Source organism: Streptomyces sp. NBC_01497 (assembly GCF_036250695.1).
Taxonomy (GTDB): Bacteria; Actinomycetota; Actinomycetes; order Streptomycetales; family Streptomycetaceae; genus Streptomyces.
Map to the genome: position 1 here is coordinate 5,664,864 of NZ_CP109427.1, position 25,189 is coordinate 5,690,052.

Annotated in this window: 18 protein-coding genes; 17 read left to right on the forward strand and 1 reads right to left on the reverse strand. The window is 71.5% G+C overall.

Annotation, left to right across the window (positions count from 1 at the left end; all coding sequences use genetic code 11):
- Positions 1-116 precede the first annotated feature (116 nt).
- From folC to obgE, 17 genes are all read left to right on the forward strand, one after another.
- Positions 117-1,631, forward strand: coding sequence for a bifunctional tetrahydrofolate synthase/dihydrofolate synthase (gene folC / locus OG310_RS23845; protein ID WP_329457908.1), 1,515 nt, complete (start codon positions 117-119; stop codon positions 1,629-1,631).
- A 9-nt stretch (positions 1,632-1,640) separates the two neighbouring features.
- Complete coding sequence (locus OG310_RS23850; RefSeq protein ID WP_329457910.1) at positions 1,641-2,015, forward strand: DUF4233 domain-containing protein; 375 nt, start codon at positions 1,641-1,643, stop codon at positions 2,013-2,015.
- 199 nt (positions 2,016-2,214) lie between these two features.
- Positions 2,215-2,631, forward strand: a complete 417-nt coding sequence (gene ndk / locus OG310_RS23855; protein WP_329457911.1) for a nucleoside-diphosphate kinase — start codon at positions 2,215-2,217, stop codon at positions 2,629-2,631.
- 294 nt (positions 2,632-2,925) lie between these two features.
- Positions 2,926-3,945 carry a rod shape-determining protein gene (locus OG310_RS23860; protein ID WP_329460341.1) on the forward strand — a complete coding sequence of 340 codons (1,020 nt, stop codon included), beginning with the start codon at positions 2,926-2,928 and terminating at the stop codon, positions 3,943-3,945.
- A gap of 158 nt (positions 3,946-4,103) precedes the next feature.
- Positions 4,104-5,129 (forward strand): rod shape-determining protein MreC, encoded by a 1,026-nt coding sequence (gene mreC, locus OG310_RS23865; RefSeq protein WP_329457912.1) that lies wholly within the window; start codon positions 4,104-4,106, stop codon positions 5,127-5,129.
- A gap of 9 nt (positions 5,130-5,138) precedes the next feature.
- The gene (gene mreD / locus OG310_RS23870) at positions 5,139-5,819 is read left to right on the forward strand and encodes a rod shape-determining protein MreD (RefSeq protein WP_329457913.1); all 681 of its coding nucleotides are present in this window, start codon (positions 5,139-5,141) and stop codon (positions 5,817-5,819) included.
- Positions 5,816-8,083: a penicillin-binding protein 2 gene (gene mrdA, locus OG310_RS23875; RefSeq protein WP_329457914.1), complete on the forward strand. Its 2,268-nt coding sequence runs from the start codon at positions 5,816-5,818 to the stop codon at positions 8,081-8,083. Before mreD ends, mrdA begins: the two co-directional genes overlap by 4 nt.
- 3 nt (positions 8,084-8,086) lie before the next feature.
- Positions 8,087-9,286 (forward strand): rod shape-determining protein RodA, encoded by a 1,200-nt coding sequence (rodA, locus tag OG310_RS23880; protein ID WP_329457915.1) that lies wholly within the window; start codon positions 8,087-8,089, stop codon positions 9,284-9,286.
- Between the two features lie 125 nt (positions 9,287-9,411).
- Complete coding sequence (locus OG310_RS23885) at positions 9,412-10,959, forward strand: CYTH and CHAD domain-containing protein (RefSeq protein ID WP_329457916.1); 1,548 nt, start codon at positions 9,412-9,414, stop codon at positions 10,957-10,959.
- Positions 10,960-11,134: 175 nt separating this feature from the next.
- Positions 11,135-13,072, forward strand: coding sequence for a TIGR03960 family B12-binding radical SAM protein (locus tag OG310_RS23890; protein ID WP_329457917.1), 1,938 nt, complete (start codon positions 11,135-11,137; stop codon positions 13,070-13,072).
- Between the two features lie 201 nt (positions 13,073-13,273).
- Positions 13,274-13,720 carry a BP74-related protein gene (locus tag OG310_RS23895; protein ID WP_329457918.1) on the forward strand — a complete coding sequence of 149 codons (447 nt, stop codon included), beginning with the start codon at positions 13,274-13,276 and terminating at the stop codon, positions 13,718-13,720.
- Positions 13,721-13,959: 239 nt separating this feature from the next.
- Entirely contained in the window at positions 13,960-14,502 is a 543-nt protein-coding gene (locus OG310_RS23900; RefSeq protein ID WP_329457919.1) for a GNAT family N-acetyltransferase, read from the forward strand.
- A gap of 815 nt (positions 14,503-15,317) precedes the next feature.
- Positions 15,318-16,109 (forward strand): TIGR03936 family radical SAM-associated protein, encoded by a 792-nt coding sequence (locus OG310_RS23905; protein ID WP_329457920.1) that lies wholly within the window; start codon positions 15,318-15,320, stop codon positions 16,107-16,109.
- A 237-nt stretch (positions 16,110-16,346) separates the two neighbouring features.
- A complete protein-coding gene (locus tag OG310_RS23910; RefSeq protein ID WP_329457921.1) occupies positions 16,347-20,243 on the forward strand; it encodes an Rne/Rng family ribonuclease in 3,897 nt (1,298 codons plus the stop codon).
- A gap of 934 nt (positions 20,244-21,177) precedes the next feature.
- Positions 21,178-21,498, forward strand: coding sequence for a 50S ribosomal protein L21 (gene rplU / locus OG310_RS23915; RefSeq protein WP_329457922.1), 321 nt, complete (start codon positions 21,178-21,180; stop codon positions 21,496-21,498).
- Between the two features lie 14 nt (positions 21,499-21,512).
- Positions 21,513-21,767, forward strand: coding sequence for a 50S ribosomal protein L27 (rpmA, locus tag OG310_RS23920; RefSeq protein WP_329457923.1), 255 nt, complete (start codon positions 21,513-21,515; stop codon positions 21,765-21,767).
- Between the two features lie 170 nt (positions 21,768-21,937).
- Positions 21,938-23,389, forward strand: a complete 1,452-nt coding sequence (obgE, locus tag OG310_RS23925; protein ID WP_329457924.1) for a GTPase ObgE — start codon at positions 21,938-21,940, stop codon at positions 23,387-23,389.
- A gap of 53 nt (positions 23,390-23,442) precedes the next feature.
- Here obgE and OG310_RS23930 read toward each other — a convergent pair whose 3' ends face one another.
- Positions 23,443-25,080 carry a stealth conserved region 3 domain-containing protein gene (locus tag OG310_RS23930; RefSeq protein ID WP_329460342.1) on the reverse strand — a complete coding sequence of 546 codons (1,638 nt, stop codon included), beginning with the start codon at positions 25,078-25,080 and terminating at the stop codon, positions 23,443-23,445.
- Positions 25,081-25,189 lie beyond the last annotated feature (109 nt).

Genomic DNA, 25,189 nt, shown 5'->3' on the forward strand with positions numbered 1-25,189 from the left:
CCCGCCCCGTGGGGACGACCGCCCGCACCCGTACGACAGCCGGGCCGCACCGGCACGCGGGGCGGCGGACCCCGCCCCGCACCGACCGGCCCCCGCGGCTCCGTAGACTGGGGTGTGTGAGTGAGACCCCCCAGTCCGGCGAGCACGACGAGCACGACGACGACTTCGACGCCATCGTCGCCAACGAGACCACCCGCGACCCCGACCTCGCTGTGATCGAGGCCGGCAGCCGTACCCTGCGGGCGCAGGCCGGCCCGCCCGATGGCGATGTCCCGGGCCGTCCCGAGGACCCCGAGGTCGACGCGGCGCTGCGCGCCGCCGAGGCGGAGCTCGCGAACCGCTGGGGCGAGACCCGGCTCGACCCGTCCACGGTGCGCATCCGGGCGCTGCTCGACCTGCTCGGTGATCCGCAGCGCGCCTACCCGTCGATCCACATCACGGGAACCAACGGCAAGACGTCCACCGCCCGCATGATCGAGGCGCTTCTCGGCGCGTTCGACCTGCGCACCGGCCGGTACACCAGCCCGCATGTGCAGTCGATCACCGAACGCATCAGCCTGGACGGGGCGCCGATCCCCGCCGAGCGGTTCGTCGAGGTGTTCGAGGAGCTCAAGCCGTACATCGAGATGGTCGACGGCGGCCAGGAGCACCGGCTGTCGTACTTCGAGGTGTTGACGGGCATGGCGTACGCCGCGTTCGCCGACGCACCGGTCGACGCCGCCGTCGTCGAGGTCGGGATGGGCGGCACCTGGGACGCGACGAACGTGATCGACGCGGGTGTCGCCGTGATCACCCCCATCTCCCTGGACCACACGGACCGTCTCGGCTCCACGCCCGGCGAGATCGCGGGCGAGAAGTCCGGGATCATCAAGGACGGCGCGACGGTGGTGCTCGCGCAGCAGCCGGTCGACGCCGCGCAGGTGATCCTGAAGAAGGCCGGCGAGCGGGGCGCGACCGTGGCCCGCGAGGGCCTGGAGTTCGGTGTGCTCGCCCGGGAGATCGCCGTCGGCGGGCAGCTCATGACGCTGCGCGGCCTCGGCGGCGAGTACGGGGAGGTCTTCCTGCCCCTGCACGGAGCGCACCAGGCGCACAACGCGGCGGTGGCGCTCGCGGCCGTCGAGGCGTTCTTCGGCGTCGGCGCCACCCGGCAGGACCCACTCGACCAGGAGCGGGTCCGCAAGGCCTTCGCGACCGTCACCTCGCCCGGCCGTATGGAGGTCGTGCGGCGCTCGCCCACGGTCGTCCTGGACGCCGCGCACAATCCGGCGGGCGCACGCGTCGCCGCCGAGGCCGTCAGCGAGGCGTTCGACTTCAGCCGCCTGATCGGTGTGATCAGCACGAGCGCGAACAAGGACGTACGGGGCGTGCTGGAGGCCCTGGAACCCATCTGCGCCGAGCTCGTCGTCACGCAGAACTCCAACTACCGGGCGATGAGCGCGGACGAGCTGGCCGCCGTCGCCGTCGAGATCTTCGGCGACGACCGCGTACAGGTCGAGCCGAGGATGGACGACGCACTGGAGGCGGCGATCACCCTCGCCGAGGAAGAGGGCGAGTTCTCGGGTGCCGGTGTGCTCGTGACAGGTTCGGTCATGACGGTCGGCGAGGCCCGGCTGCTGCTCAAGAGGGGCTGACACACGGTCATGCGTACGCTCTGTTCATCGACCCTGCTCGCCGAGTTCTTCGTGATCGGCTTCGCGGGCCTGGTCGCGATGAAGTCCGATTCCCTGTCGATGACGGCCGTGTGGACGGTGTGCGGCGTCGCGATGCTGCTGTCGCTGCTGCTGTGCGGCGTGATCACCCGCCCGGGCGGCGTGCAGCTCGGCTGGGTGCTGCAGGCGGCACTGCTGCTCAGCGGGTTCGTGGTGCCGATGATGTTCATCCTCGGCGTGGCCTTCGCCGCGCTGTGGTGGGCTTCGGTGCACTACGGGCGGATCATCGACGAGCACAAGGCCCGGTGGGCCGCCGCGCTCGCCGAGAACGAGGCCGCGCGGGACGGCGCCGCGGCGCCCGAGTAGCGTTCCGCGCCCCGATTAGCGTTCCGCGCCCCGGGTACGGCGCCGGCTCCGCGCCGTACCCGCACGTCACCCGCGCGGCCCGTGCCGCCTTCGCCGCGCTGTCACCCGCCCGGCCGAGTGCGGGCGGCGGGAGCAGCACCGGTAGCCTCGCAGCACCGTGTCGCGTTCTGTGTCACCCGTTACCCAAGGAGCCGCACCCATGACGACCCAGCGCACCCTCGTCCTCCTCAAGCCGGACGCCGTACGGCGGCACCTCGTCGGTGAGATCATCGGACGGATCGAGCGCAAGGCCGGCTGGAGCCTCGCCGCCATGGACCTGCGCAGCCTCGACCAGGAGACCCTGGAGCTGCACTACGGCGAGCACCAGGGCAAGCCGTTCTACGAGCCGCTGGTGGAGTTCATGGCGTCCGGCCCGGTCGTCGCGCTCGTCGTTCAGGGGGAGCGCGTCATCGAGGGCGTGCGCGCTCTCGCCGGACCGACTGACCCGATCGCCGCAGCGCCGGGGTCCATCCGGGGGGACTTCGGCACCATTGTCCGGGAAAACCTGATCCACGCGTCGGACTCCGAGGAGTCCGCCATTCGGGAACTGAAGATTTTCTTTCCCGGCCTTTCCTGAGCGGCTGTCAGCCGAATAGCCTGTCCGCCTGGGGCGACCGGAGGAATTCGGTCGCCCAGGGGATTGTCCCGCCCGCTTCCGGGAACGCAACGCCGCGACACTTCGTCACCCTTACTGAGGTGGGCCACCGCGCCGATCCGGGGTTGACGGCACTACGATGACCTCAAGCCCAGCGAGCCACCGGCTTCGCGTGCTTCACCACGCTTCGCGTGCTCCACCACCCACCTCGCCATCCTGAAAAGCCATCAACAGCTTCGATTTGGGAAGGCCAGACGCATCCTCATGGGGAACAAGATGTCGTTCATCGGCCGTGACATGGCTGTCGACCTCGGGACCGCCAACACGCTGGTGTACGTCAGAGGCCGGGGGATCGTACTCAACGAGCCGTCCGTCGTCGCCATCAACACCAACACCGGGGGCATTCTCGCGGTCGGTTCCGAGGCGAAGAAGATGATCGGCCGGACACCCGGCAACATCGTGGCCGTCCGGCCCCTGAAAGACGGCGTGATCGCGGACTTCGAGATCACCGAGCGCATGCTCAGGTACTTCATCCTGAAGATCCACAAGCGCCGCTATCTCGCCAGGCCCCGCGTCGTCATCTGCGTGCCCTCCGGTATCACCGGGGTCGAGCGCCGCGCCGTCATCGAGGCGTCCACCCAGGCGGGCGCGCGCCAGGTGCACATCATCGAGGAGCCCATGGCCGCGGCCATCGGTTCCGGGCTGCCGGTCCACGAGGCCACCGGCAACATGGTGGTCGACATCGGCGGCGGCACCACCGAGGTCGCGGTGATCTCGCTCGGCGGGATCGTCACGGCGCAGTCCATCCGGGTGGCCGGCGACGAGCTCGACAACGCGATCATCCAGCACATCAAGAAGGAGTACTCGCTGCTGCTCGGCGAGCGGACCGCCGAGAGCATCAAGATCACCATCGGTTCCGCGTTCGACCTGGAGAAGGACGAGCACACCGAGATCCGCGGCCGGGACCTGGTCTCCGGGCTTCCCAAGACCGTGGTCATCTCCGCCGCCGAGGTCCGCAAGGCCATCGAGGAGCCGGTCAACGCCATTGTGGACGCGGTCAAGACGACGCTCGACAAGTGCCCGCCCGAGCTCTCCGGCGACGTGATGGACCGTGGGATCGTGCTCACCGGCGGCGGCGCGCTGCTGCGCGGACTCGACGAGCGGCTGCGCCACGAGACGGGCATGCCGATCCACATCGCCGAGAACCCGCTGGACTCGGTGGCGCTCGGTTCCGGCAAGTGTGTCGAGGAGTTCGAGGCGCTCCAGCAGGTGCTGGACGCCCAGCCGCGCCGCTGACCGGTCGTCGGCCCCCGGGGCCGCCCGCGGCGGGGTCCGTTCGCGAGCGGTGACCCACATGTCAGCGAGAATCCGCCGTACGGACGCTGTCGCGCCGTACGGCGGGTCGTTGATACACAGGCAGGACAATTCCTACGAGGAAGGCACGGCCGCCGCACGTGAGGGACACAAAGGAGAGCCGGCTGCTCCTGGTGCTGCTGATTGTCGTCGCGTTCGCCCTGATCACCGTCGACATCCGCGGGGGCGAGAACTCACCGGTGGACGGGGCGCGCCACGCGGCCGCCACCGCGTTCGGGCCCGTGGAGAACGGTGTGGCGGGCGCCGTCGACCCGGTGGGCAACGCCATAGCTGCGGTACGGGACTCGAACACCCGGCACAACCGCATCACCGATCTGGAACAGCAGAACGCGCAGCTGAAGCGTGAGCTCGGCAGTGACGACCAGAACCGCAACAAGGCCCGCGAGCTGGACAAGATCCTCAAGGTGGCCGGCGCGGGACAGTACGGGGTGAAGGGCGCTCAGGTCGTCGCCATAGGAGCGGCGCAGGGCTTCTCCTGGACGGTGACCCTCGACATCGGCTCCCGTGACGGCATCCAGCGCGACATGACCGTCCTCAACGGGGACGGCCTGGTCGGCAGGGTCACCACGGTCGGCCCGAGGACGTCCACGGTGCTGCTCGCCAACGACCCCGACTTCACGGTCGGTACGCGGATGGAGCGCAGCGACGAGCTGGGCTTCGCGACGGGCCAGGGCGACCGGCCCATCTCCGTCCAGCTGTTGAACGCCAAGGCCAAGGTCAAGGTGGGCGACCGGCTGGTCACCTTCGGATCCAGCAAGGACAAGCCGTTCGTGCCGGGCGTGCCGGTCGGCCGGGTCGTACGCGTCGATCCGTCGGGCGGCGACCTGACGCGGACGGTGTACGTGCAGCCGTTCGTGGGCTTCACGAAGCTCGACGTCGTCGGCGTCGTGGTGCAGGCCCCGCGCCAGAACCCGCGGGACACGGTCCTGCCGCCGAAGCCCAGGACCCGGCCCACGCCCACCGTCACGGTCACGGTCACCCCGTCCGGCACCACCGGGCAGGGCACCGGAACGGGCGCCGGGCAGGGCGACGGCCAGGGGACGGGCGACGGCGGCGACACCGTGCCCGACCCGAACGCGAACGCGAACGCCGACAACCAGGAATAGAGCTGCTCCATGCGCATCAACCGGATTCTGCTCTCGGCCGCGCTCGTCGTGGTCGCCCTGGTCCTCCAGGTATCCGTCCTCGCGAGACTCCACCTGCCCGGCGCCGTGCCCGACCTGATGCTGCTGGTCGTGCTCGCCCTGGCCTTCGTGTACGGGCATGTCGGCGGCGCCCTCATCGGGTTCGGCGCGGGGCTGCTGACGGACCTCGCGCCGCCCGCCGACCACGCGGCCGGGCGGTACGCGCTGGTGCTGTGCGTGGTCGGCTACCTGGCGGGCCTCGTCCGCCCGGAGAAGGGCCAGATCAGATCGGCCCTCGCGCCGATGCTGGCCGTGGTCTGCGCGGCCCTCGGCTCGACGCTGCTGTACGCGGGTGTCGGTGCGCTCGTCGGGGACACGGCCGCCCGCCATGTCGGCCTCGGGGGGCTGCTGTTCACCTCCGCCGTGTACGACCTGCTGCTGGCGCCGTTCACGGTGCCGTGGATCATGGCACTGGCCAGGAAGGCCGAGAACGATCCGATGGCGGAGTCGCAGAAGGGCTCGGGTCTCGGCGTGGGCGCCGACGTCGCCGCGGGCTGGATCGGATCCGGCACCGGGCTGAAGATCGGCGGCCAGCGCGGGGGACTGCGCGTCAGAGCCGCCCGTAACCGCGCGGCCAAGGCGGGGCGCATCAAGGGGGTCAAGCGACTGTGAGCAACATTCCCGAGACCGGGCGGACTCCCCGGGTGAAGGTCCGGGTGATCGTCATCCAGGTCCTCGTCTTCTCGCTCCTGCTCACGCTGGGCGGGCGGCTCTGGTACCTCCAGATCCGCAACGGCCAGCAGTACACCCAGGAAGCCGACAACAACCACGTGCAGCAGGTCGTGCAGCCGGCGGTGCGCGGCTCCATCGTCGACGACCAGGGCGTCCCCCTCGCCGACAACGAGACCCGCCTCGTGGTCTCCGCCAGCCGCACCGAACTGCTGAAGCAGCCCGACGACGGGCGTGCCGTGCTCACCCGGCTGGCCACCGTCCTCGGCATCGACCCCACCGACGCGATCGACAAGGTGAAGCTGTGCGACGCGAAGACGCCGCAGCCCTGCTGGAACGGCTCCCCGTACCAGCCCATCCCGATCACCGACAAGGCCACCACCCAGCAGGCGCTGCAGATCATGGAGCAGCGTGAGGACTTCCCCGGCATCACCGCCGAACCCACCGCCGTACGCAGTTACCCCGGCCCTGTCGGGGTGAACGCGGCGCAGGCCCTCGGCTACCTCGGTCCGGTGACGGACAAGGAGGTCGCGGCGTCGGAGAAGACCGACAACCCGCTGCTGCGGTCCGACAACGTCGGCCGGGCCGGCCTGGAGAGCGAGTACGACCAGCAGTTGCGCGGCAAGTCCGGTGTCACCCGCTACGAGGTCGACAACCTCGGCCGGGTCATCGGCAAGGCGGGCGCGACGCCCGCGCAGCCCGGCAGCAACCTCGTCACCAGCATCGACTCGCGGGTCCAGGCGCTCACCGAGAAGGAACTCGCGGAGGCGATGAAGGGTCTGCGCAAGCAGTACGACCCCGTCACCCACGAGAACTTCAAGGCCGACTCGGGCGCCGCCGTCGTCATGGACGTCCACACCGGCCGGGTCATCGCGATGGCCAGCAACCCCACGTACAACCCGAACGTGTGGACCGGCGGCATCTCATCCGCCGAGTACAACAACCTCACCGACAAGAAGTCGAACTACCCGCTGCTCAACCGCGCGACCCAGGGCGAGTCGGCGCCCGGCTCGACCTTCAAGGTCATCTCCACGAGCGCCGCCATCAACGCCGGATACGCTCCGGACGGCGGCTACCCGTGCACCTCCTCGATGACCGTCGGCGGCCGGGAGTTCAAGAACTTCGAGGGCGAGAACTACGGCGACATCAGCATCGCGAAGGCGCTGGAGGTCTCCTGCGACACCGTCTTCTACGACCTGGCCTACGACCAGTGGAAGAAGGACGGCGGGATCAACCCGAAGCACCCGAAGGACTGGTTCTTCAAGACGGCCCACGCGTTCGGCCTCGGCAAGAAGACCGGCATCGACCTGCCCAACGAGGTCTCAGGACGGGTGCCCGACCGGACGTGGAAGCAGAACTACTGGGACGCCAACAAGGTCGCCTGGTGCAAGGACGGCAAGAAGGACGGCTCGTACGTCCAGCAGATCGAGTTCGAGAACTGCAAGGACGGCTACCAGGTCCGTCCCGGTGACTCGCTGAACTACGCGATCGGGCAGGGCGACACGCTGCTCACCCCGATCCAGGAAGCCGTCATGTACTCGGCGATCGCCAACGGCGGCACGATGTACCAGCCGAGCATCGGCAAGGCGGTCGTCAGCGCCGACGGCAAGAAGGTCGCCCCGATCACGCCCAAGGTGACCGGGCACCTGCCGGACACCAAGAAGACGATCTCGTACATCAACGACGCGCTCGAAGGCGTGGTCACGAGCGGCACGGCGGCCTGGCAGTTCGGCGGCTGGCCGCAGGACAAGATCGCCCTGCACGCCAAGACCGGTACGGCGGAGGTCGCCGGCAAGCAGAGCACCGGCTGGCTCGCCACGTACACCAAGGACTACGCGGTGATCATGACGATCTCGCAGGGCGGTACGGGTTCCGGCTCCGCCGGTCCCGCCGTCCGCAAGATCTACGAGGCGATGTACGGCATCGGGGCCGACGGCACGGTGAACCCGAAGGACGGCATCCTGCCGAAACCGGTGAGCGCGATGCCGAAGATCCAGTCGGACGGTTCGATCGACGCGCCGGTGCTCAAGCCGTACAAGGCGCCGAAGAAGAAGGAACCGGTCGACCCGAACGCCTCGGCCAGTCCGAACGCCACGGCGACCTCGAACGCCTCCGTGCCGCCGGCGCAGCCACCCGCCGACACCGGGGGCGGCGGCAACCAGCAGATCGCCGCGGGCCTGCCCGCGAGCATCGTGCGAAGGGACTGAGCCATGACCGGTACCAGTGGCTTCTCGGTCTCCGGGTACGGGCCCCAGCGCACCGGCTGGGCGCGGATGGCCGCACGCGACTCCGTCGTGCGCAAGCTCGACTGGCCGCTGCTGCTCTCCGCGATCGCGCTCTCCCTCATCGGCTCGATGCTGGTGTACTCGGCGACCCGCAACCGCACGGCGCTCAACGGTGGCGACCAGTACTACTTCCTTGCCCGCCACCTGATGAACACCGGCATCGGCCTCGGGCTGATGATCGGGGTCATGTGGCTCGGCCACCGCACGCTGCGTGGGGCGGTGCCGATCCTCTACGGCCTGTCGATCCTGCTGATGCTGGCCGTCCTCACCCCGCTCGGCTCGACGATCAACGGCGCGCACTCGTGGATCGTGATCGGCGGCGGCTTCTCGGTCCAGCCGTCGGAGTTCGCCAAGATCACCATCCTGCTCGGGATGGCGATGATCCTCGCCTCCCGTGTCGACGCGGGTGACACCGAGCACCCGGACCACCGCACCGTCGCCAAGGCGCTCGGTCTGGCCCTGGTGCCGATGGCCGTCGTCATGCTGATGCCCGACCTCGGCTCCGTGATGGTCATGGCGGTGATCGTGCTGGGCTGCCTGCTGGCGTCCGGCGCGCCGAAGCGGTGGATCCTCGGCCTGATCGGCGCGGGCGTCGTGGGCGCGGTGGCGATCACCGCGCTCGGCATCCTCGACCAGTACCAGATCAACCGGTTCGCGGCCTTCGCGAACCCGGACCTGGACCCGGCGGGTGTCGGCTACAACACCAACCAGGCGCGGATCGCGATCGGCTCGGGCGGGCTGCTGGGCAAGGGCCTCTTCCACGGCTCGCAGACCACCGGGCAGTTCGTGCCCGAGCAGCAGACCGACTTCGTCTTCACGGTCGCGGGCGAGGAGCTCGGTTTCGTCGGGGCGGGCCTGATACTGCTGCTGCTCGGCGTCATCCTGTGGCGCGCCTGCCGCATCGCCCGGGAGACCAGCGAGCTGTACGGCACGGTCGTCGCGGCGGGCATCATCGCATGGTTCGCCTTCCAGGCGTTCGAGAACGTCGGCATGACGCTGGGCATCATGCCGGTGGCCGGTCTGCCGCTGCCGTTCGTCTCGTACGGCGGCAGTTCGATGTTCGCCGTGTGGATCGGCGTGGGGTTGCTGCAGTCCATCCGGGTGCATCGGCCGATAAGGGCCTGACGCCGGGAGCGGCACCGCGGGACGGCCCGCGTCAGGGGCCGGCCGTGCAGGAGACTCGGTCCGGCCGATGGGGCCGCCCCGGCGCAGTGCGCTTAGGGGCGGCCCTTCTCGGTTACACGCCCTGTATGGCGGACACCACGCGCGAAGTCGAACACAAGTACGTATTTCCCGGCGAGGCCCAGGGAGACGGCCCACCCGCGCTGCCCGATCTGACGGGCGTCGCGGGAGTCACCGCCGTACGCGCCGAGGGCATCACGGAACTCGACGCCGTGTATCACGACACCTCCGACCTGCGGCTCGCCGCCGGCCACGTCACCCTGCGCCGCAGGGAAGGCGGCCACGACGAGGGCTGGCACCTGAAATTCCCGGTGGGCCCCGGCGTACGCGACGAACTGCGCGCCCCGCTCTCCGACCACCTGCCCGACGATCTCGCCCGGCTGGTGCGCTCCAGGACGCGGGGCGCGGACGTCGCCCCCGTCGTCCGCCTGCGCACCTCCCGCGCGATCACCCGGCTGCTCGGCAAGGGCGGCGCGCCGCTGGTCGAGATGGCGGTCGACGCGGTACGGGCCGAACGCCTCGGCGCGGGCGCCGGCGCGGGCCCCGCCGTCTCCACCTGGACCGAGGTGGAGGCGGAACTCGAACCCGGCGCGGACCCCGCCGTCCTCGACAAGGTCGACAGGAAGCTCCGCAAGGCCGGCCTCGCGCCCGCCCCCTCCGCGTCCAAGCTCGCCCGGGCGCTCGCCGAGACCGGCCCGCCGGCGCCCGAGGCCCGGCAGGAACGCGGACCGTCGACGGCCGGCGACCACCTCCTCGCGTACCTGCGCGAACAGGCCGAGGCGATCGCCGCGCTCGATCCCGCCGTCCGCCGCGACCTGCCCGACTCCGTCCACCAGCTCCGCGTCGCCGTGCGCCGCCTGCGGTCCGCGCTGCGCAGCTACGGCCGCATCCTCGACCGCGCCGTCACCGACCCGCTCGGCGGCGAACTGCGCTGGCTCGGCGCCGAACTCGGCGTCGACCGCGACAACGAGGTGCTCGCGGCCCACCTGCGCGCCCGCGTCGACGCGGTCCCCGCGCCCCTGCTGCTCGGCCCGGTGGAAGCACGACTGCGGCGGTGGACGGCGGCGAGCGGCAGCCGCTCCCGCGAACTCACCCTCGCCACCCTCGACAGCGACCGCTACCTCGCCCTCCTCGACTCCCTGGCCGCGCTGCTCGCCGATCCGCCGCTGCGGGGGGCCGCGGGCGCCACCCCGCGCACCGCCCTGCCGAAGGCCGTGCTGAAGGAGTACGGCAAGCTGGCGCGCCGCGTCGCGTACGCGCTGGACCTCCCGGCCGGTAAGGAGCGGGACCTCGCCCTGCACAGCGCCCGCAAGGCCGCCAAACGCGTCCGGTACGCGGCGGAGGCGGCCGCGCCTGGCGCGGGGAGGCCGGCGAAGGTGTTCGCCCGCCGGATGAAGAAGGTGCAGCAGCTCCTCGGCGAGCACCAGGACGGGGTCGTCGCGCGTGAGGCCGTCCGCGACCTGGCGATCCAGGCGCACGCCGGCGGCGAGACCGCCTTCACCTGGGGCCTGCTCTACGCGGGCGAGGACGAACGGGCCCGGGCCGCGGAGCGCGCACTGCCCCGGGTATGGGCCAAGGCGTCGAGGCCCGCGGCCCGCGCCGCTCTCAAGCGCTGAGCGGCGGCCCGCCCGGCGGCGCGGCCCCGGGCCCCGGCGGACGGCGGCCGGGGGCGCACGCGGCGCGGGGTACGCTGACTAATCGCCCCGGCGCCCTGGTGCGTCCCGCATCCCGCGCGCGGGGGCGAGCCGCCCGCTCGGGCGTACCACACAGCCGGCCCACGAAAGATCCGCGATGCCTGCCGATTCGGTCTTCCCGCAGCTCGAAGCTCTGCTCCCGCATGTACAGAAGCCGATCCAGTACGTGGGCGGCGAGCTGAACTCCACGGTCAAGCCGTGGGAGGAGTGCGACGTGCACTGGGCGCTGATGTACCCCGACGCCTACGAGGTCGGCCTGCCCAACCAGGGCGTCATGATCCTCTACGAGGTGCTCAACGAGCGCGAGGGCGTCCTCGCGGAGCGCACGTACAGCGTCTGGCCGGACCTGGAGGAGCTGATGCGCGAGCACGGCGTCCCGCAGTTCACGGTCGACAGCCACCGGCCCGTCTCCGCCTTCGACGTCTTCGGTCTCAGCTTCTCCACCGAGCTGGGCTACACGAACATGCTGACGGCCCTGGACCTCGCGGGCATCCCGCTGCAGGCCAAGGACCGCACCGAGGACCACCCCGTCGTGCTCGCGGGCGGCCACGCCGCGTTCAACCCGGAGCCGGTCGCGGAGTTCGTGGACGCGGTCGTGATCGGCGACGGCGAGCAGGCCGTCCTGACGATCACCGACATCATCCGCGACTGGAAGGCCGAGGGCCGTCCCGGCGGCCGCGAGGAACTGCTGCTGCGCCTCGCGAAGACCGGCGGCGTGTACGTGCCGGGCTTCTACGACGTCGAATACCTGCCGGACGGCCGAATCGCCCGCGTGGTGCCGAACAGGTCCGGCGTGCCGTGGCGCGTGTCCAAGCACACCGTCATGGACCTCGACGAGTGGCCCTACCCGAAGCAGCCGCTGGTGCCGCTCGCCGAGACGGTGCACGAGCGGATGTCCGTGGAGATCTTCCGGGGCTGCACGCGCGGCTGCCGGTTCTGCCAGGCCGGCATGATCACCCGCCCGGTGCGCGAGCGCTCCATCACCGGCATCGGCGAGATGGTCGACAAGGGCCTGAAGGCGACCGGCTTCGAGGAGGTCGGCCTGCTGTCGCTGTCGTCCGCGGACCACAGCGAGATCGGCGACATCGCCCGGGGGCTCGCGGACCGGTACGAGGAGGACAAGGTCGGCCTCTCCCTGCCGTCCACCCGGGTCGACGCGTTCAACATCGACCTGGCCAACGAGCTGACGCGCAACGGCCGCCGCTCGGGCCTGACCTTCGCGCCCGAGGGCGGCAGCGAGCGCATCCGCAAGGTCATCAACAAGATGGTCTCCGAGGACGACCTGATCCGTACGGTCGCCGCCGCGTACGGCAACGGCTGGCGCCAGGTGAAGCTGTACTTCATGTGCGGCCTGCCGACCGAGACCGACGACGACGTGCTCCAGATCGCCGACATGGCGATGAACGTCATCCAGAAGGGCCGCGAGGTCTCCGGCTCGGGCGACATCCGCTGCACGGTCTCGATCGGCGGCTTCGTACCCAAGCCGCACACGCCCTTCCAGTGGGCGCCGCAGCTGTCCGCCGAGGACACGGACTCCCGCCTGAAGAAGCTGCGGGACCGGATCCGCGGCGACAAGAAGTACGGCCGCTCCATCGGCTTCCGCTACCACGACGGCAAGCCCGGCATCGTCGAGGGCCTGCTGTCCCGCGGTGACCGCCGCGTGGGCGCCGTGATCCGCGCCGTGTACGAGGACGGCGGCCGCTTCGACGGCTGGCGCGAGCACTTCTCGTACGACCGCTGGATGGACGCCGCCGCCAGGACCCTCCCGGAGCAGGGCGTCGATGTCGCCTGGTACACGACCCGTGAGCGCTCCTATGAAGAGGTCCTGCCCTGGGACCACCTGGACTCGGGTCTGGACAAGGACTGGCTCTGGGAGGACTGGCAGGACTCCCTGGACGAGACCGAGGTCGAGGACTGCCGGTGGACCCCGTGCTTTGACTGTGGCGTCTGCCCGCAGCTCGACCTCGACATCCAGGTCGGCCCGACGGGCAAGAAGCTGCTGCCGCTGACCGTGGTGGGCGGCGCGGGCAACTGACCTCCCGGCTCCGGGGCACGCGTGTCCCGGAGCCGTGTGCGGTGCTCTCCCGTATGAGCGAATCAGGCGGCTCTGTGGTCACAGCGGGCCACCGGGTCGCGTGAACGAGCCGACGAACCGTGCGCTCTGCGTAGTCGGTGCCTTACGTTCGGTGTCCACGGTCGTGGTGAACACGGCCCCACAGGCACGGAGTTGCCCCGAATGCGACGTAAGACCCGCAAGCTCGGCACCCTGGCGGTCGCCGCACTGCTGTCCCTCGCCGCGGCATCCACCGCACGGGCGGCAGACACCAGAGCTCCTTTCGACGGCGCCGCGTACTTCAACCTGAGGGACACCACCGGCTCCGACTTCGTCGTCAAGCTCACCGATCCCGCCAGGATCCGGGAAGCACGCGAGATCGTCGACAAGGGCGAGCGCAAATACCTCATCGGCCGCATCGTCAAGCAGCGGGCCGACTACAACCGCCGCTGGGACTTCCACTACAACCCGGACACCGTCAGCTTCGCCGACCAGGTCATCGAGGTGTGCGACGCGACGATCCCCTACGTCGAGGACCACCTCGACGAGGCCGGCGGGCCCTTCCTGCCCGGCCTGTACTGGTGCCCCTGGAGCGGCCGCCTCACGAGGGAACTCCCCGCCGCCCCCTGACCCGCCACCTCCCCGGCCCCCGGCCGTCACCGCTCCCTGACCCGCCGCCGCCCGGGCCCCGGCCTCCACGGCTCTTGACCCGCCGCTCCCATGGCTCCGGCCCCGGTCGCCCCCTCACCCCCCGGGCGGCCGGGGCCGGTTCGGTCAACGGCGCTCCGGTGCGGCGCGGCGCGAAGGGCATGCGGCCGTGCGGGGGAAAATGGCCGGTGGGACGGTTTCCGGCACGGCAGAATGGGGCGATGTCACCTCGTCTCGTCGCCCCCGACGCCCGCTTCAGGGCCTCGTTCCTCGCCGCCATCCAGGAGTTCGTCACGGGTGCGGAGGGCGACAGCGGACAGGTCGTCGCCGGGCAGGAGATGGAGCGGTACGGGGCGGGATGGGCGCGGCCCGCGGTGTTCGCGTCGTATGTGGACGGTCTCAACGCCGAGCGTTTCGAGGAGACTCCGCGCGTCGAGGGGTGGGTGCCGTGCACGCACCTGTGGTTCGTGGAGGGGGACGAGTTCCTCGGACGGCTCTCGATCCGCCACCGCTTCACCCCCTTCCTGCTCGAATTCGGCGGGCACATCGGCTATTCGGTCCGCCCGTCCGCCCGGCGGCGCGGCCACGCCACCGCGATGCTGCGCGCATCGCTGCCGCTCGCGGGTGAACTCGGCCTCGATGAGGTGCTCGTGACGTGCGACGCCACCAACGTCGCGTCGAAGAAGGTGATCGAGGCGGCGGGCGGCAGGTTCGAGGACCGGCGCGGAGAGAAACTGCGCTACTGGATCGGCACCGGACTCTGAGACGCGTCACCCCGTCGGCCCGCTCGGCTGCCGGCCCGCCGGTCCGCCGCCGGCGGCGCGGTGTGTTCGAGGCGCTGGGATCCGGCGCGGCGGTGGTGCGGCGGGTGCGGATTCGGCTCGCATGTCACCCGGCCCCGCGGCCCCGTTCCTTGACTCGCCATGGCGGAAGGGATGTTGGACGGTCCGGCCGGCACTTTTGGTCCGGGCGGGGGCGCGGCGGCGGGTGGTGTGCCGGCGATGCGGTCGCGGGTCCGCGGTGTCCGCTGTTCGATGGGGTGTCGGTGTGTCCGGTGTGATCGGTGTGGACCGTGTGGTGGTGCCCTCCGCGCGGGCTGTGTCCGCACTGGGTCCCGTGGGTTCGCGCCGTAGGTGTCACAGGTGTCACAGGCGTCACAGGTGTCGTGTGGGGCGGTGGGGGCGTCGGTGTGCGGTACCCCCGAGCATCGGCAGCACCGGGGCCGGAGGGCCGTCCCACGGGGCCGACGTGCACCCCGCGCCGTTTCGCCCCCGGAGCGTGCCCGCCCGGTCGCCGGGGAATGCCGGAGGGCCGGCGCGGACCGGGACGGCGTCCGCGTCCACCCGGCTGCCGGAGCCTCGGGAACCGGACGGAGCCCCACCGCGTACTCTTGGTGGTACGCAGTACAACGTCCGTCCCCGGCGCGGGGCCCGCACCCGAATCACCTTGAGCGATCAGGACTGATGCCGGAGACGGAGCCAACCGCACGCCCAAGGGCCGCGCCCGAGCGCACGGCCCCGCACCGAGGAGAGAACCACTGGGCAAGCGACAGCCCGAAGGCCCGCCGCCCGCACCCGCGGTGCAGCGCATCCGACTGCGCTACACCAAGCGCGGCCGCCTCCGGTTCACCAGCCACCGTGACTTCCAGCGCGCTTTCGAGCGGGCTCTGCGCCGCGCCGAGGTACCTATGGCGTACTCGGCGGGGTTCACGCCGCACCCGAAGGTGTCGTACGCCAATGCCGCACCCACCGGCACGGGCAGCGAGGCCGAGTTCCTGGAGATCGCGCTGACGCAGCCGCGCGACCCGCAGGCCCTGCGGGAACTGCTCGACGCGTCGCTGCCCACGGGCCTCGACATCGTCGACGCGGTGGAGGCCCGGGTCTCCGGACTCGCCGAGCGGCTGACGGCTTCCGTGTGGGAGCTGCGGCTGGACGGGGTCGAGGCAGCCGAGGCGGAGCGCGCCGTGGGCGTGTTCCTCGCGGCGGACGCCGTCGAGGTGGAGCGTCGTACGAAGAACGGCATGCGGGCGTTCGACGCGCGCGGCGCCGTCGTCGACCTGCGGGTCGTGCCGGAGTCCGCGACGGACTCCGGCTCCGCGGGGGCGGGCCCCTGTGCGATACTGCGCCTGGTTGTTCGGCACGAAACACCCGCCGTACGACCCGACGACGTCCTGTCCGGTCTCCGAGCTGTGGCCGACCTGGCGCCGCCGGTCCCCGCAGCGGTGACCAGGCTGGCGCAGGGGCCCCTCGACGAGGAGTCCGGCACGGTGACCGACCCGCTCGCGCCTGACCGCGAGGCGGAGCCGGCGGGCCACAACACGGCCCCCGGAACCGCCGCCGCGACGGCGGGAGTGGACCCGGTCTCCGCATAGGACGGTCGTCACCGCGCAGCCCTCGAATCCGGGAGCCACCTGGATCGGGCAGCGCACCGACCAGAAGACTTTCGCCAGGCCGTACCCGCGTCACATGCGGGTAGGGAACCGGCGAGCCAGACACAGAGTTCCCGTGCGGCGCCCGCGCCCCGGGCGGTGGCGGACGCGCAGTGCGCGGACCGCCGCCGGACCGGAATCAGGCGCGGCGCCCGGGAACGTGACGGGAGAAACGCCCGGATGTCCATTGACCCCACGTCCTCCGGCACGGCCGGTAGGACCACAGAAGAGAACAACAGCCCCAGCGACACCCTGCCGCCGCGCCGCAAGCGCCGCGTGGCGTCGCGCCCCGCGGGACCGCCCACCGGCGACCCCGTAGCCGCGGAGACCACGGCCGCCCCGGCCGCTGCCGCCGCCCCCGTCGAGGAGCAGGCCCAGGCCGCGTCCGAGGACGGGACGGCGCGCCCGCGCCGCCGCGCCACCCGCAGGGCCACGTCCCCCGCCGGCGCTCCGCAGGGCCAGGCAGCACCGACGGAGCCGGAGACCGCCGAGGTCCCGGCCGAGGAGGCGCCCGCGCCGCGTGCCCGGCGTCGTGCGACCCGTAAGGCGACGGCGCCCGAGGCGACGGTCGAGGAGACGGCTGCCCCCGAGGTGGCTGAGGCTCCGGCCGAGGAGGCGCCCGCGCCGCGTGCCCGGCGTCGTGCCACCCGTAAGGCGACGGCGCCCGAGGCGACGGTCGAGGAGACGGCTGCCCCCGAGGCCGCCGAGGTCCCGGCCGAGGAGGCGCCCGCGCCGCGTGCCCGGCGTCGTGCGACCCGTAAGACCGCCGCTCCCGAACCGGAGCCGCAGCAGACAGCCGCCGCCGAGGCCGAGGAGACGGCCGCCGAGGCCGTCGCCGTCTCCGAGGAGGCGGCGCCCGAGCCCGCGCCGCGGGCGCGCCGCCGGGCCACCCGCAAGTCGACCGCCCCCGAGACGACGCCCGAGGAGGCGGCACCCGCCGCCGAGGCCGTCGCGGAGGAGCGCCCCACGCGCTCCCGCGGCCGCCGCCGGGTCGCCGAGACCGAGACCGGCGCGGTGGCCGAACAGACCCCGGCGCCCGCACGGGGCAGCCGCAGGACGGCGCGCCCGAGCGTCGCCGTCTTCCGGGCGCCCGTCTTCACCGAGCCGATGTTCCAGACGCCGGAGACCGCGGCCGCCGCCGCTGCCGCCGGCGGCACGGTCGCCGCCGACGAGGAGGACGACGAGCAGGCAGCCGACACGGCCGCCCCCGTCGCCCCCGTCCCCGCGGTCGAGGAGCAGGGTCCCGGCCGCCGCAGGCGCCGTCGCCGCGGTGAGGCCGCTGAGGCCCCCGAGCAGGAGACCCCCGCCGAGCAGCCGCGTGCCGCGGCCGAGCAGGACCGCGCCACCGACGAGGCCGACGACCGCGACGGCAACGCGGACGACTCCGACGGCGCGGACAGCGACGACGGCGACGACCGGCCGTCGCGCCGCCGCCGCAGGGGCGGCCGCAGGCGCCGTCGCGGCGAGTCCGCCGACGACAACGCCGGCGAGCACGACGAGACGCCGTCGTCCCGCGCCGAGCAGGGCGAGCACGATGACCGCGCGTCCGACGACGGGCACGACGACTCCGGGTCCGAGGGCCGGCGCAGGCGGGGCGGCGTCGACCGTACGGACGCCGGTGAGCACCCGGACGACACCGAAGAGCACGACGACGAGGACGACTCCGACCACGACGACCACGGCTCCGGCTCGTCCAGCAGCCGTCGCCGGCGCAGGCGCCGCCGTCGCAGCGGCGACGCGGGACCCGAGACGGACAACGGCAACGGCGGCGACGACCCGGAACGCACGGTCGTCAAGGTCCGTGAGCCGCGCAAGAAGGAGGAGCGCGGCACCGGCGTCGACGAGGTCCAGTCGATCAAGGGCTCCACGCGTCTGGAAGCGAAGAAGCAGCGCCGTCGCGAGGGCCGCGAGCAGGGCCGCCGCCGGGTGCCGATCATCACCGAGGCGGAGTTCCTGGCGCGCCGCGAGGCCGTCGAGCGCGTGATGGTCGTACGGCAGAGCGGCGAGCGCACGCAGATCGGCGTCCTTGAGGACGACGTGCTGGTCGAGCACTACGTCAACAAGGAGCAGGCCACCTCGTACGTCGGCAACGTGTACCTGGGCAAGGTGCAGAACGTGCTGCCGTCGATGGAGGCCGCGTTCGTCGACATCGGCAAGGGGCGCAACGCGGTCCTGTACGCCGGTGAGGTGAACTTCGAGGCGCTCGGCCACTCCGGCGGCCCGCGCCGCATCGAGACCGCGCTCAAGTCCGGCCAGTCGGTGCTCGTGCAGGTCACGAAGGACCCGATCGGCCACAAGGGCGCCCGCCTGACCAGTCAGGTCTCGCTGCCCGGCCGGTACCTCGTCTACGTGCCCGAGGGCTCCATGACGGGCATCAGCCGCAAGCTGCCCGACACCGAGCGCGCACGACTCAAGACCATCCTCAAGAAGGTCGTCCCCGAGGACGCGGGCGTCATCGTCCGCACCGCGGCCGAGGGCGCGAGCGAGGACGAGCTGCGCCGCGACGTCGAGCGGTTGCAGGGCCAGTGGGAAGAGATCAAGAAGAAGTCCAAGGCGAGCGGCAGCACGAACGCGCCGACGCTGCTGTACGGCGAGCCGGACATGACGGTCCGCGTCGTCCGCGACATCTTCAACGAGGACTTCTCGAAGGTCATCGTCAGCGGCGGCGAGGCGTGGGACACCATCCACGACTACGTCGAGCACGTCGCGCCCGACCTGGCCGACCGGCTCCAGCGCTGGACGAGCGAGGTGGACGTCTTCGCGACGTACCGCATCGACGAGCAGCTGATGAAGGCGCTCGACCGGAAGGTCTGGCTGCCCAGCGGCGGCTCCCTGGTGATCGACAAGACCGAGGCCATGATCGTGGTCGACGTCAACACCGGGAAGTTCACCGGCCAGGGCGGCAACCTGGAGGAGACGGTCACCAGGAACAACCTGGAGGCGGCCGAGGAGATCGTGCGCCAGCTGCGGCTGCGCGACCTCGGTGGCATCGTCGTCATCGACTTCATCGACATGGTGCTGGAGTCCAACCGGGACCTGGTGCTGCGGCGCCTGCTGGAGTGCCTGGGCCGCGACCGTACGAAGCACCAGGTCGCCGAGGTCACCTCGCTCGGCCTTGTGCAGATGACGAGGAAGCGCGTCGGGCAGGGACTGCTGGAGTCGTTCTCCGAGACCTGCGTGCACTGCAACGGACGCGGTGTGATCGTCCACATGGAACAGCCGACGGCCCCGGCCGGCGGCGGGTCCGCGAGCGGCTCCGGCGGCAAGCGGGGCAGGAAGCGCCGCGGCGGTTCCGGCGGCGCGGACCACGACCACGAGCACGAGTACGAGTACGCCGGTGACGAGCACGCCGAGGAGGCACCGGCCGCCGAGACGGAGCCGGAGGAGACGCTCGCCGAGGTCGCCGCCGAGGTGGCGGCACCGGCCGCGCTCCCCTCGCCGCAGTTCCAGCCCGACGAGGAGCTGTACAGCAGCGTCGCCGAGGCGGAGGCCGCGGCGGGCCGGGGCGGCCGTACGCGCCGCAGGGCGACCCGGAAGGTGTCGGCCCCGGCCGGCTCACCCCGCACCACCGACGAGACGGCGGCCGCCGAGGTCGTCGTGCCCGCTGCCGAGACCCGCACCGAGGAGCCGGAGCCGGAGCAGCGCCCCGAGCCCGCCCCCGCGGTGGTCGCGGCGCCGCCGCGGGAGCGCCGCAGGGCGACCCGCAAGGTCACCGCGCCCGCCGGTTCGCCGTCGGGTGACGGCGGTGCGGTCGTAGTGGTGGCGTCCGGCGCTTCGAAGGCGGAGACGCCCGCGGAGACCGAGGCCCCGGCCGCGGAGCCGGAGACCGTCACGGGCGCGGAGTCCGAGGAGGCGCCGGCGGCCAGGAAGACGGCCCGCAAGGCCGCCGCCAAGAAGGCCCCGGCGAAGAAGGCCCCGGCCAAGAAGGCGGCCGCGAAGAAGACCGTCGCGAAGAAGACGGCCACCAAGGCGACCGCGAAGAAGACGGTCAAGAAGGCGTCGGCGAAGAAGACGTCGGCGGCCGAGCAGTCCGGCCCTTCGGGTGTGGTGTCCGCCACGGACGCCACGGAGGACTGACCGCCGCGGACGACCGGCGCTCCTGAGGCAGCGACGGCACCGGCAGGACGTCCGGTACCGCGAAGAACGGCCCCTGGCCCGTCCCCCGCACCCATGTGGCGCGGGGGACGGGCCGGGGGCCGTTCGCCACCCCGGCCACGGTCTCCTGCCGTGCGCGATCTCCCGTGGCGGGAGGGGCGGTCGGGGAGAGTCCCCAGCACCTCTGCCGCGGCCGTACGGGGATCAGGTGACGTGTGCGCGGCGACGACGCACCGGAATCGTCCACGTGCCGGACCGGGCCCCGGAGTTGACCGCTGCGGCGTTGGCGCGCGCGATCGGGCCGGCGGCGGTCTACCGTGCTCCGGCTCACGAACGGCGGTGCCGGCGGCGGCGGACGGTCCCGGTGCCCTGACAGCGGAACTCCGGTGCCGGGTGCCTGAACGGGCCGGGAGCCGGGCGCGGACCCGGGTGAACGGCGGGGCGCGCAGGCCCGCGTGACCGGCAGGGGCGGCCGGTGGCCGTAACCACCCAGCCGGGGGAGAAGCCGCCGTTCACCACCGCACGTCCGCACGTCCGCACGTCCGCACGTCCGCACGTCCGCACGGACGACTGGACGACTCTCGGGCCCGAGAGGCGGGCCGCCCGCCGAGCCACGGACCGCGGCCGTGTCCCGACCCGGTGGCTGTCCCTACGGTCACGCCGGCGGGGGCCGTTGCGGAGCCGGAACCGTAAGCCCGCCGGGGCCGGAACCGGAGGGCCGCCGGGGCCGGTTTGACCCTCTGGTGGGCTGAACCGTATTCTGGACCATCGGCGTGTCTGTGTGCATGCCCGCCTCTGAGCACCCACCTCCCGGTTTCCGGGGGAGGCCGCTCATCCAATCCGGACTGTCATGGCCTTCGGGCCGTGCGGGCGGCTGGCGTCAGGGGTTTCCGTTCCGAATGAGAGTGAGATCCGCGTGTACGCCATCGTGCGCAGCGGTGGTCGCCAGCACAAGGTTGCTGTCGGCGACATCGTTGAGGTTGACAAGATTTCCACTGCCAAGGTGGGCGACACGGTCGAGCTCTCGACCCTGCTCGTGGTCGACGGCGAGGCCGTCACCAGCGACCCGTGGGTGCTGGACGGCATCAAGGTCACGGCCGAAGTGGTGGACCACCACAAGGGCGTGAAGATCGACATCCTTCGCTACAAGAACAAGACCGGCTACCGCCGTCGCCAGGGTCACCGTCAGCAGTACACGGCGATCAAGGTCACCGGTATCCCCGCGGCTGCGAAGTAAGGGACTGAGGATTCATGGCACACAAGAAGGGCGCATCGTCCTCCAGGAACGGGCGCGACTCCAACGCCCAGCGGCTCGGCGTGAAGCGCTTCGGCGGTCAGGTCGTCCTCGCGGGTGAGATCATCGTCCGCCAGCGCGGCACCCACTTCCACCCCGGCAGCGGGGTCGGCCGTGGCGGCGACGACACCCTGTTCGCGCTCAACGCCGGCGCGGTCGAGTTCGGCACCAGCCGCGGCCGTCGCGTCGTGAACATCGTTCCGGTCGCCTGACCCACCGGTAGCGGTTCACCAGTTCTGCGCTCAGGGCGGACCCCCTTCCTGTACGGGAAGCGGGTCCGCCCTTTGCGTGTTACCCAGTGAGACGTACACGTTCGTGTGTTTCCGCACGCTTGTGGATGTCTTCGTACATTCTCGTTGTCTTCTCCAGGAGGAAGCCCACCATGACCACCTTCGTGGACCGCGTCGAACTGCATGTCGCCGCGGGTAACGGGGGCCACGGCTGTGCCTCCGTTCACCGGGAGAAGTTCAAGCCCCTCGGCGGACCCGACGGCGGCAACGGCGGCCGGGGCGGCGACGTCGTCCTCGTCGTCGACCAGTCCGTCACGACACTGCTCGACTACCACCACGCCCCTCACCGCAGGGCCACCAACGGCAAGCCGGGCGAGGGCGGCAACCGCTCGGGCAAGGACGGCCAGGACCTCGTCCTGACCGTGCCGGACGGCACCGTGGTGTTCGGCAAGGACGGCGAGGTCCTCGCCGACCTCGTCGGCCAGGGGACGACGTACGTGGCGGCCCAGGGCGGCCGTGGCGGCCTCGGCAACGCGGCGCTCGCCTCGGCCCGCCGCAAGGCGCCCGGTTTCGCGCTCCTCGGCGAGCCGGGCACGGGCGGTGATGTCGTCCTGGAGCTGAAGACCGTGGCGGACGTCGCGCTCGTCGGCTACCCGAGCGCGGGCAAGTCGTCGCTGATCTCCGTGCTCTCGGCGGCCCGGCCGAAGATCGCGGACTACCCGTTCACGACGCTGGTGCCCAACCTCGGCGTCGTCACGGCGGGTTCCACCGTCTTCACCGTCGCCGACGTGCCCGGCCTCATCCCCGGCGCGAGCCAGGGCCGCGGCCTGGGCCTTGAGTTCCTGCGCCACGTCGAGCGCTGTTCGGTGCTGGTGCACGTGCTGGACACGGCGACGCTGGAGTCGGACCGTGACCCTCTCTCCGACCTCGACATCATCGAGGAGGAGCTGAAGCAGTACGGGGGGCTCAGCGGCCGTCCCCGCCTCGTCGTCCTGAACAAGGTCGACATCCCCGACGGGCGCGAGCTCGCCGAGATGATCAAGCCGGACCTCGAAGCGCGCGGCTACCGCGTGCTGGAGGTGTCCGCTGTCGCGCACATCGGCCTGAAGGAGATGTCGTTCGCGCTGGCCGAGATCGTCGCCGAGGCCCGCGCGAGCAAGCCGGTCGAGGAGGCCACCCGGGTGATCATCCGGCCGAAGGCCGTGGACGACTCCGGCTTCCGGGTGACGCTGGAAGAGGAGGAGGACGGCGCCGGCGTCTACCGCGTACGGGGTGAGAAGCCCGAACGCTGGGTGCGTCAGACCGACTTCAACAACGACGAGGCCGTCGGCTACCTCGCGGACCGGCTCAACCGGCTCGGCGTCGAGGACGCGTTGCTGAAGGCCGGCGCCCGGCCCGGCGACGGTGTCGCGATCGGCCCCGAGGAGAACGCGGTCGTCTTCGACTGGGAGCCGTCGATGGCGGCGGGCGCCGAGATGCTCGGCCGGCGTGGCGAGGACCACCGCCTGGAGGAGCCCCGCCCGGCCGCCCAGCGGCGCCGGGACCGGGACTCGGAGCGGGACGAGGTGGCTCGGGAGTTCAGGGACTTCGACCCGTTCAACTGAGCGGCGGGGCGCGGGGCGGCGGAGCGCGGGTGCGCTCCGCCGCCCCGGTGTCCTCAGAGCTCGAAGGTGCTGCGCTCGGGGAAGTACTGCTCGAAGAAGTTGATCAGCATCTCGGACTCCTTCTCGTAGTTCTCCGGCTCCGAGTTGGTGTCGTTGATGCAGAAGGTGTCCATGTCGCGCCGGTGGAGCAGCCTGCGCAGCCTGCCGGGCGTCTCAGGAGTACTCAGGTCGGTGTACATGTACCGGATGTTTCCCGGGACCGCGCGTGTCGTCAGGTAGGCGTAGTAGTGGTGCAGCGAGGACGTGATCGAGTAGTCGCCGCTGTGCCGGAACTGGTGCGCGGCGGTCTCGGAGAAGACCTCGGGGAACTTCGCCTCCAGGTCCTCAAGGACGGCCCGCTGCTGGGGGTGCGGTGTGTGCTTCATCTTGTTGCGCATGGTGCGGCCGAACAGCGACTCGATCAGGAGGCGGTTGTTCTTCGCCGCGGACAGGACCGGGGGGTCGTCGGCGCTCGGCGCGCCGAGGTCCACCTGGGCCTTGGAGAGGAAGAACTTGCTGAGGCCGTTGGCGTGGAAGAAGTTCTCCGCCGTCACGGGGCGGCCGAAGCACACGTCGTCGTTGACGTACAGGTAGTAGTCGGAGAGACCCGGGATGCGGTGCAGCCTCGACTCGATGGCGTGCGAGTTGAACGTGGGAAGCACGCCGGTGCCACCGAAGAGTTCCCTGTGCGACACGACCTGGAGGCGCTCGTTGGAGGGGTCGAGCCACACCGGTACCTGGTCGTCGGTGACCAGGTAGATCTTCCGCACGAACGGCGCGTACTTCTCCAACGAGCGCAGCGAGTACTTGAGTTCGTCCCGGCTCGCGAATCGCGAGTCGTTGGCGGCTTCGTCGTTGAGGCGTCCGAGGCCGTGCGACTCCATGGTGGCCGACTTGCGGGCCCGCCATTCGGGGTCGTTTCCGTCGACCCAGGTGTACACGACGTCGATGGGGAAGGTGACGTCGAACATGCGCGGAGCCGTGAACGGCTCCAGCGTCGGGTATTCCCGTTCGTTGATCGACAGGGCGGCCGGCAGTTTGTCGGACAGGGGGATACGGGCACCGGTGCGGTTCGGGCGGGGCGCGACGAGAGAACCGTCGTCCGGCGCGGTCGACCAGAATTCCAGCTCGCAGGCGTGTGCCGCGCCGAGGTAGGACTGCCCGGTCGTGGAGAGGTAGACGGAGAAGACCCGTACGCCGCCGACCTCGTCGGAGAGGGGGTAGCGCGCGAGCTTGCTGAGCCGGGTCGGGCGGGCGAGGTCCCCGATGTACACGGCGTTCTCGGCGTAGGCGTCGTGCAGGGCCGCGAGGGCCCTCTCCCGGTCGTGCTCGTGGGCGGCGACCGTGATCCGCTGGCGCGCGTCCGCCGCGTCCACGACCCAGTACTCGACGTTCGCTGTGGTGAGCGCGTCGACGACGAGGTCGAGGTTGCGCTGGCGGGCTCCGGCCGCGCTCACGCCGTCCTCGGCGACGCACACCCATGCGCGGTTGCCCAGTTGGGCGATGCGCAGCGGTGCGGCGGAGTCGGTGAGCGGGCGGGCCTGCATCTGGGTGCTGTACCGCTGGATCGCGCGCTTGGCCCGGCGGCCGGGCCCGCCCTCCATCGCGGCGGTCCTCACCTGCTCGGCCATCTGCGTGGGCAGGGAATCCATCACGCTCTTGCGTATACGGACGGGCACCACATGCCGCATTTTCACTGTTCACTCCGAAGCGTATCCGGTGGTGGCCGCGTGGCCGGTCAGTGTTCCTCGCGGCCGGTTT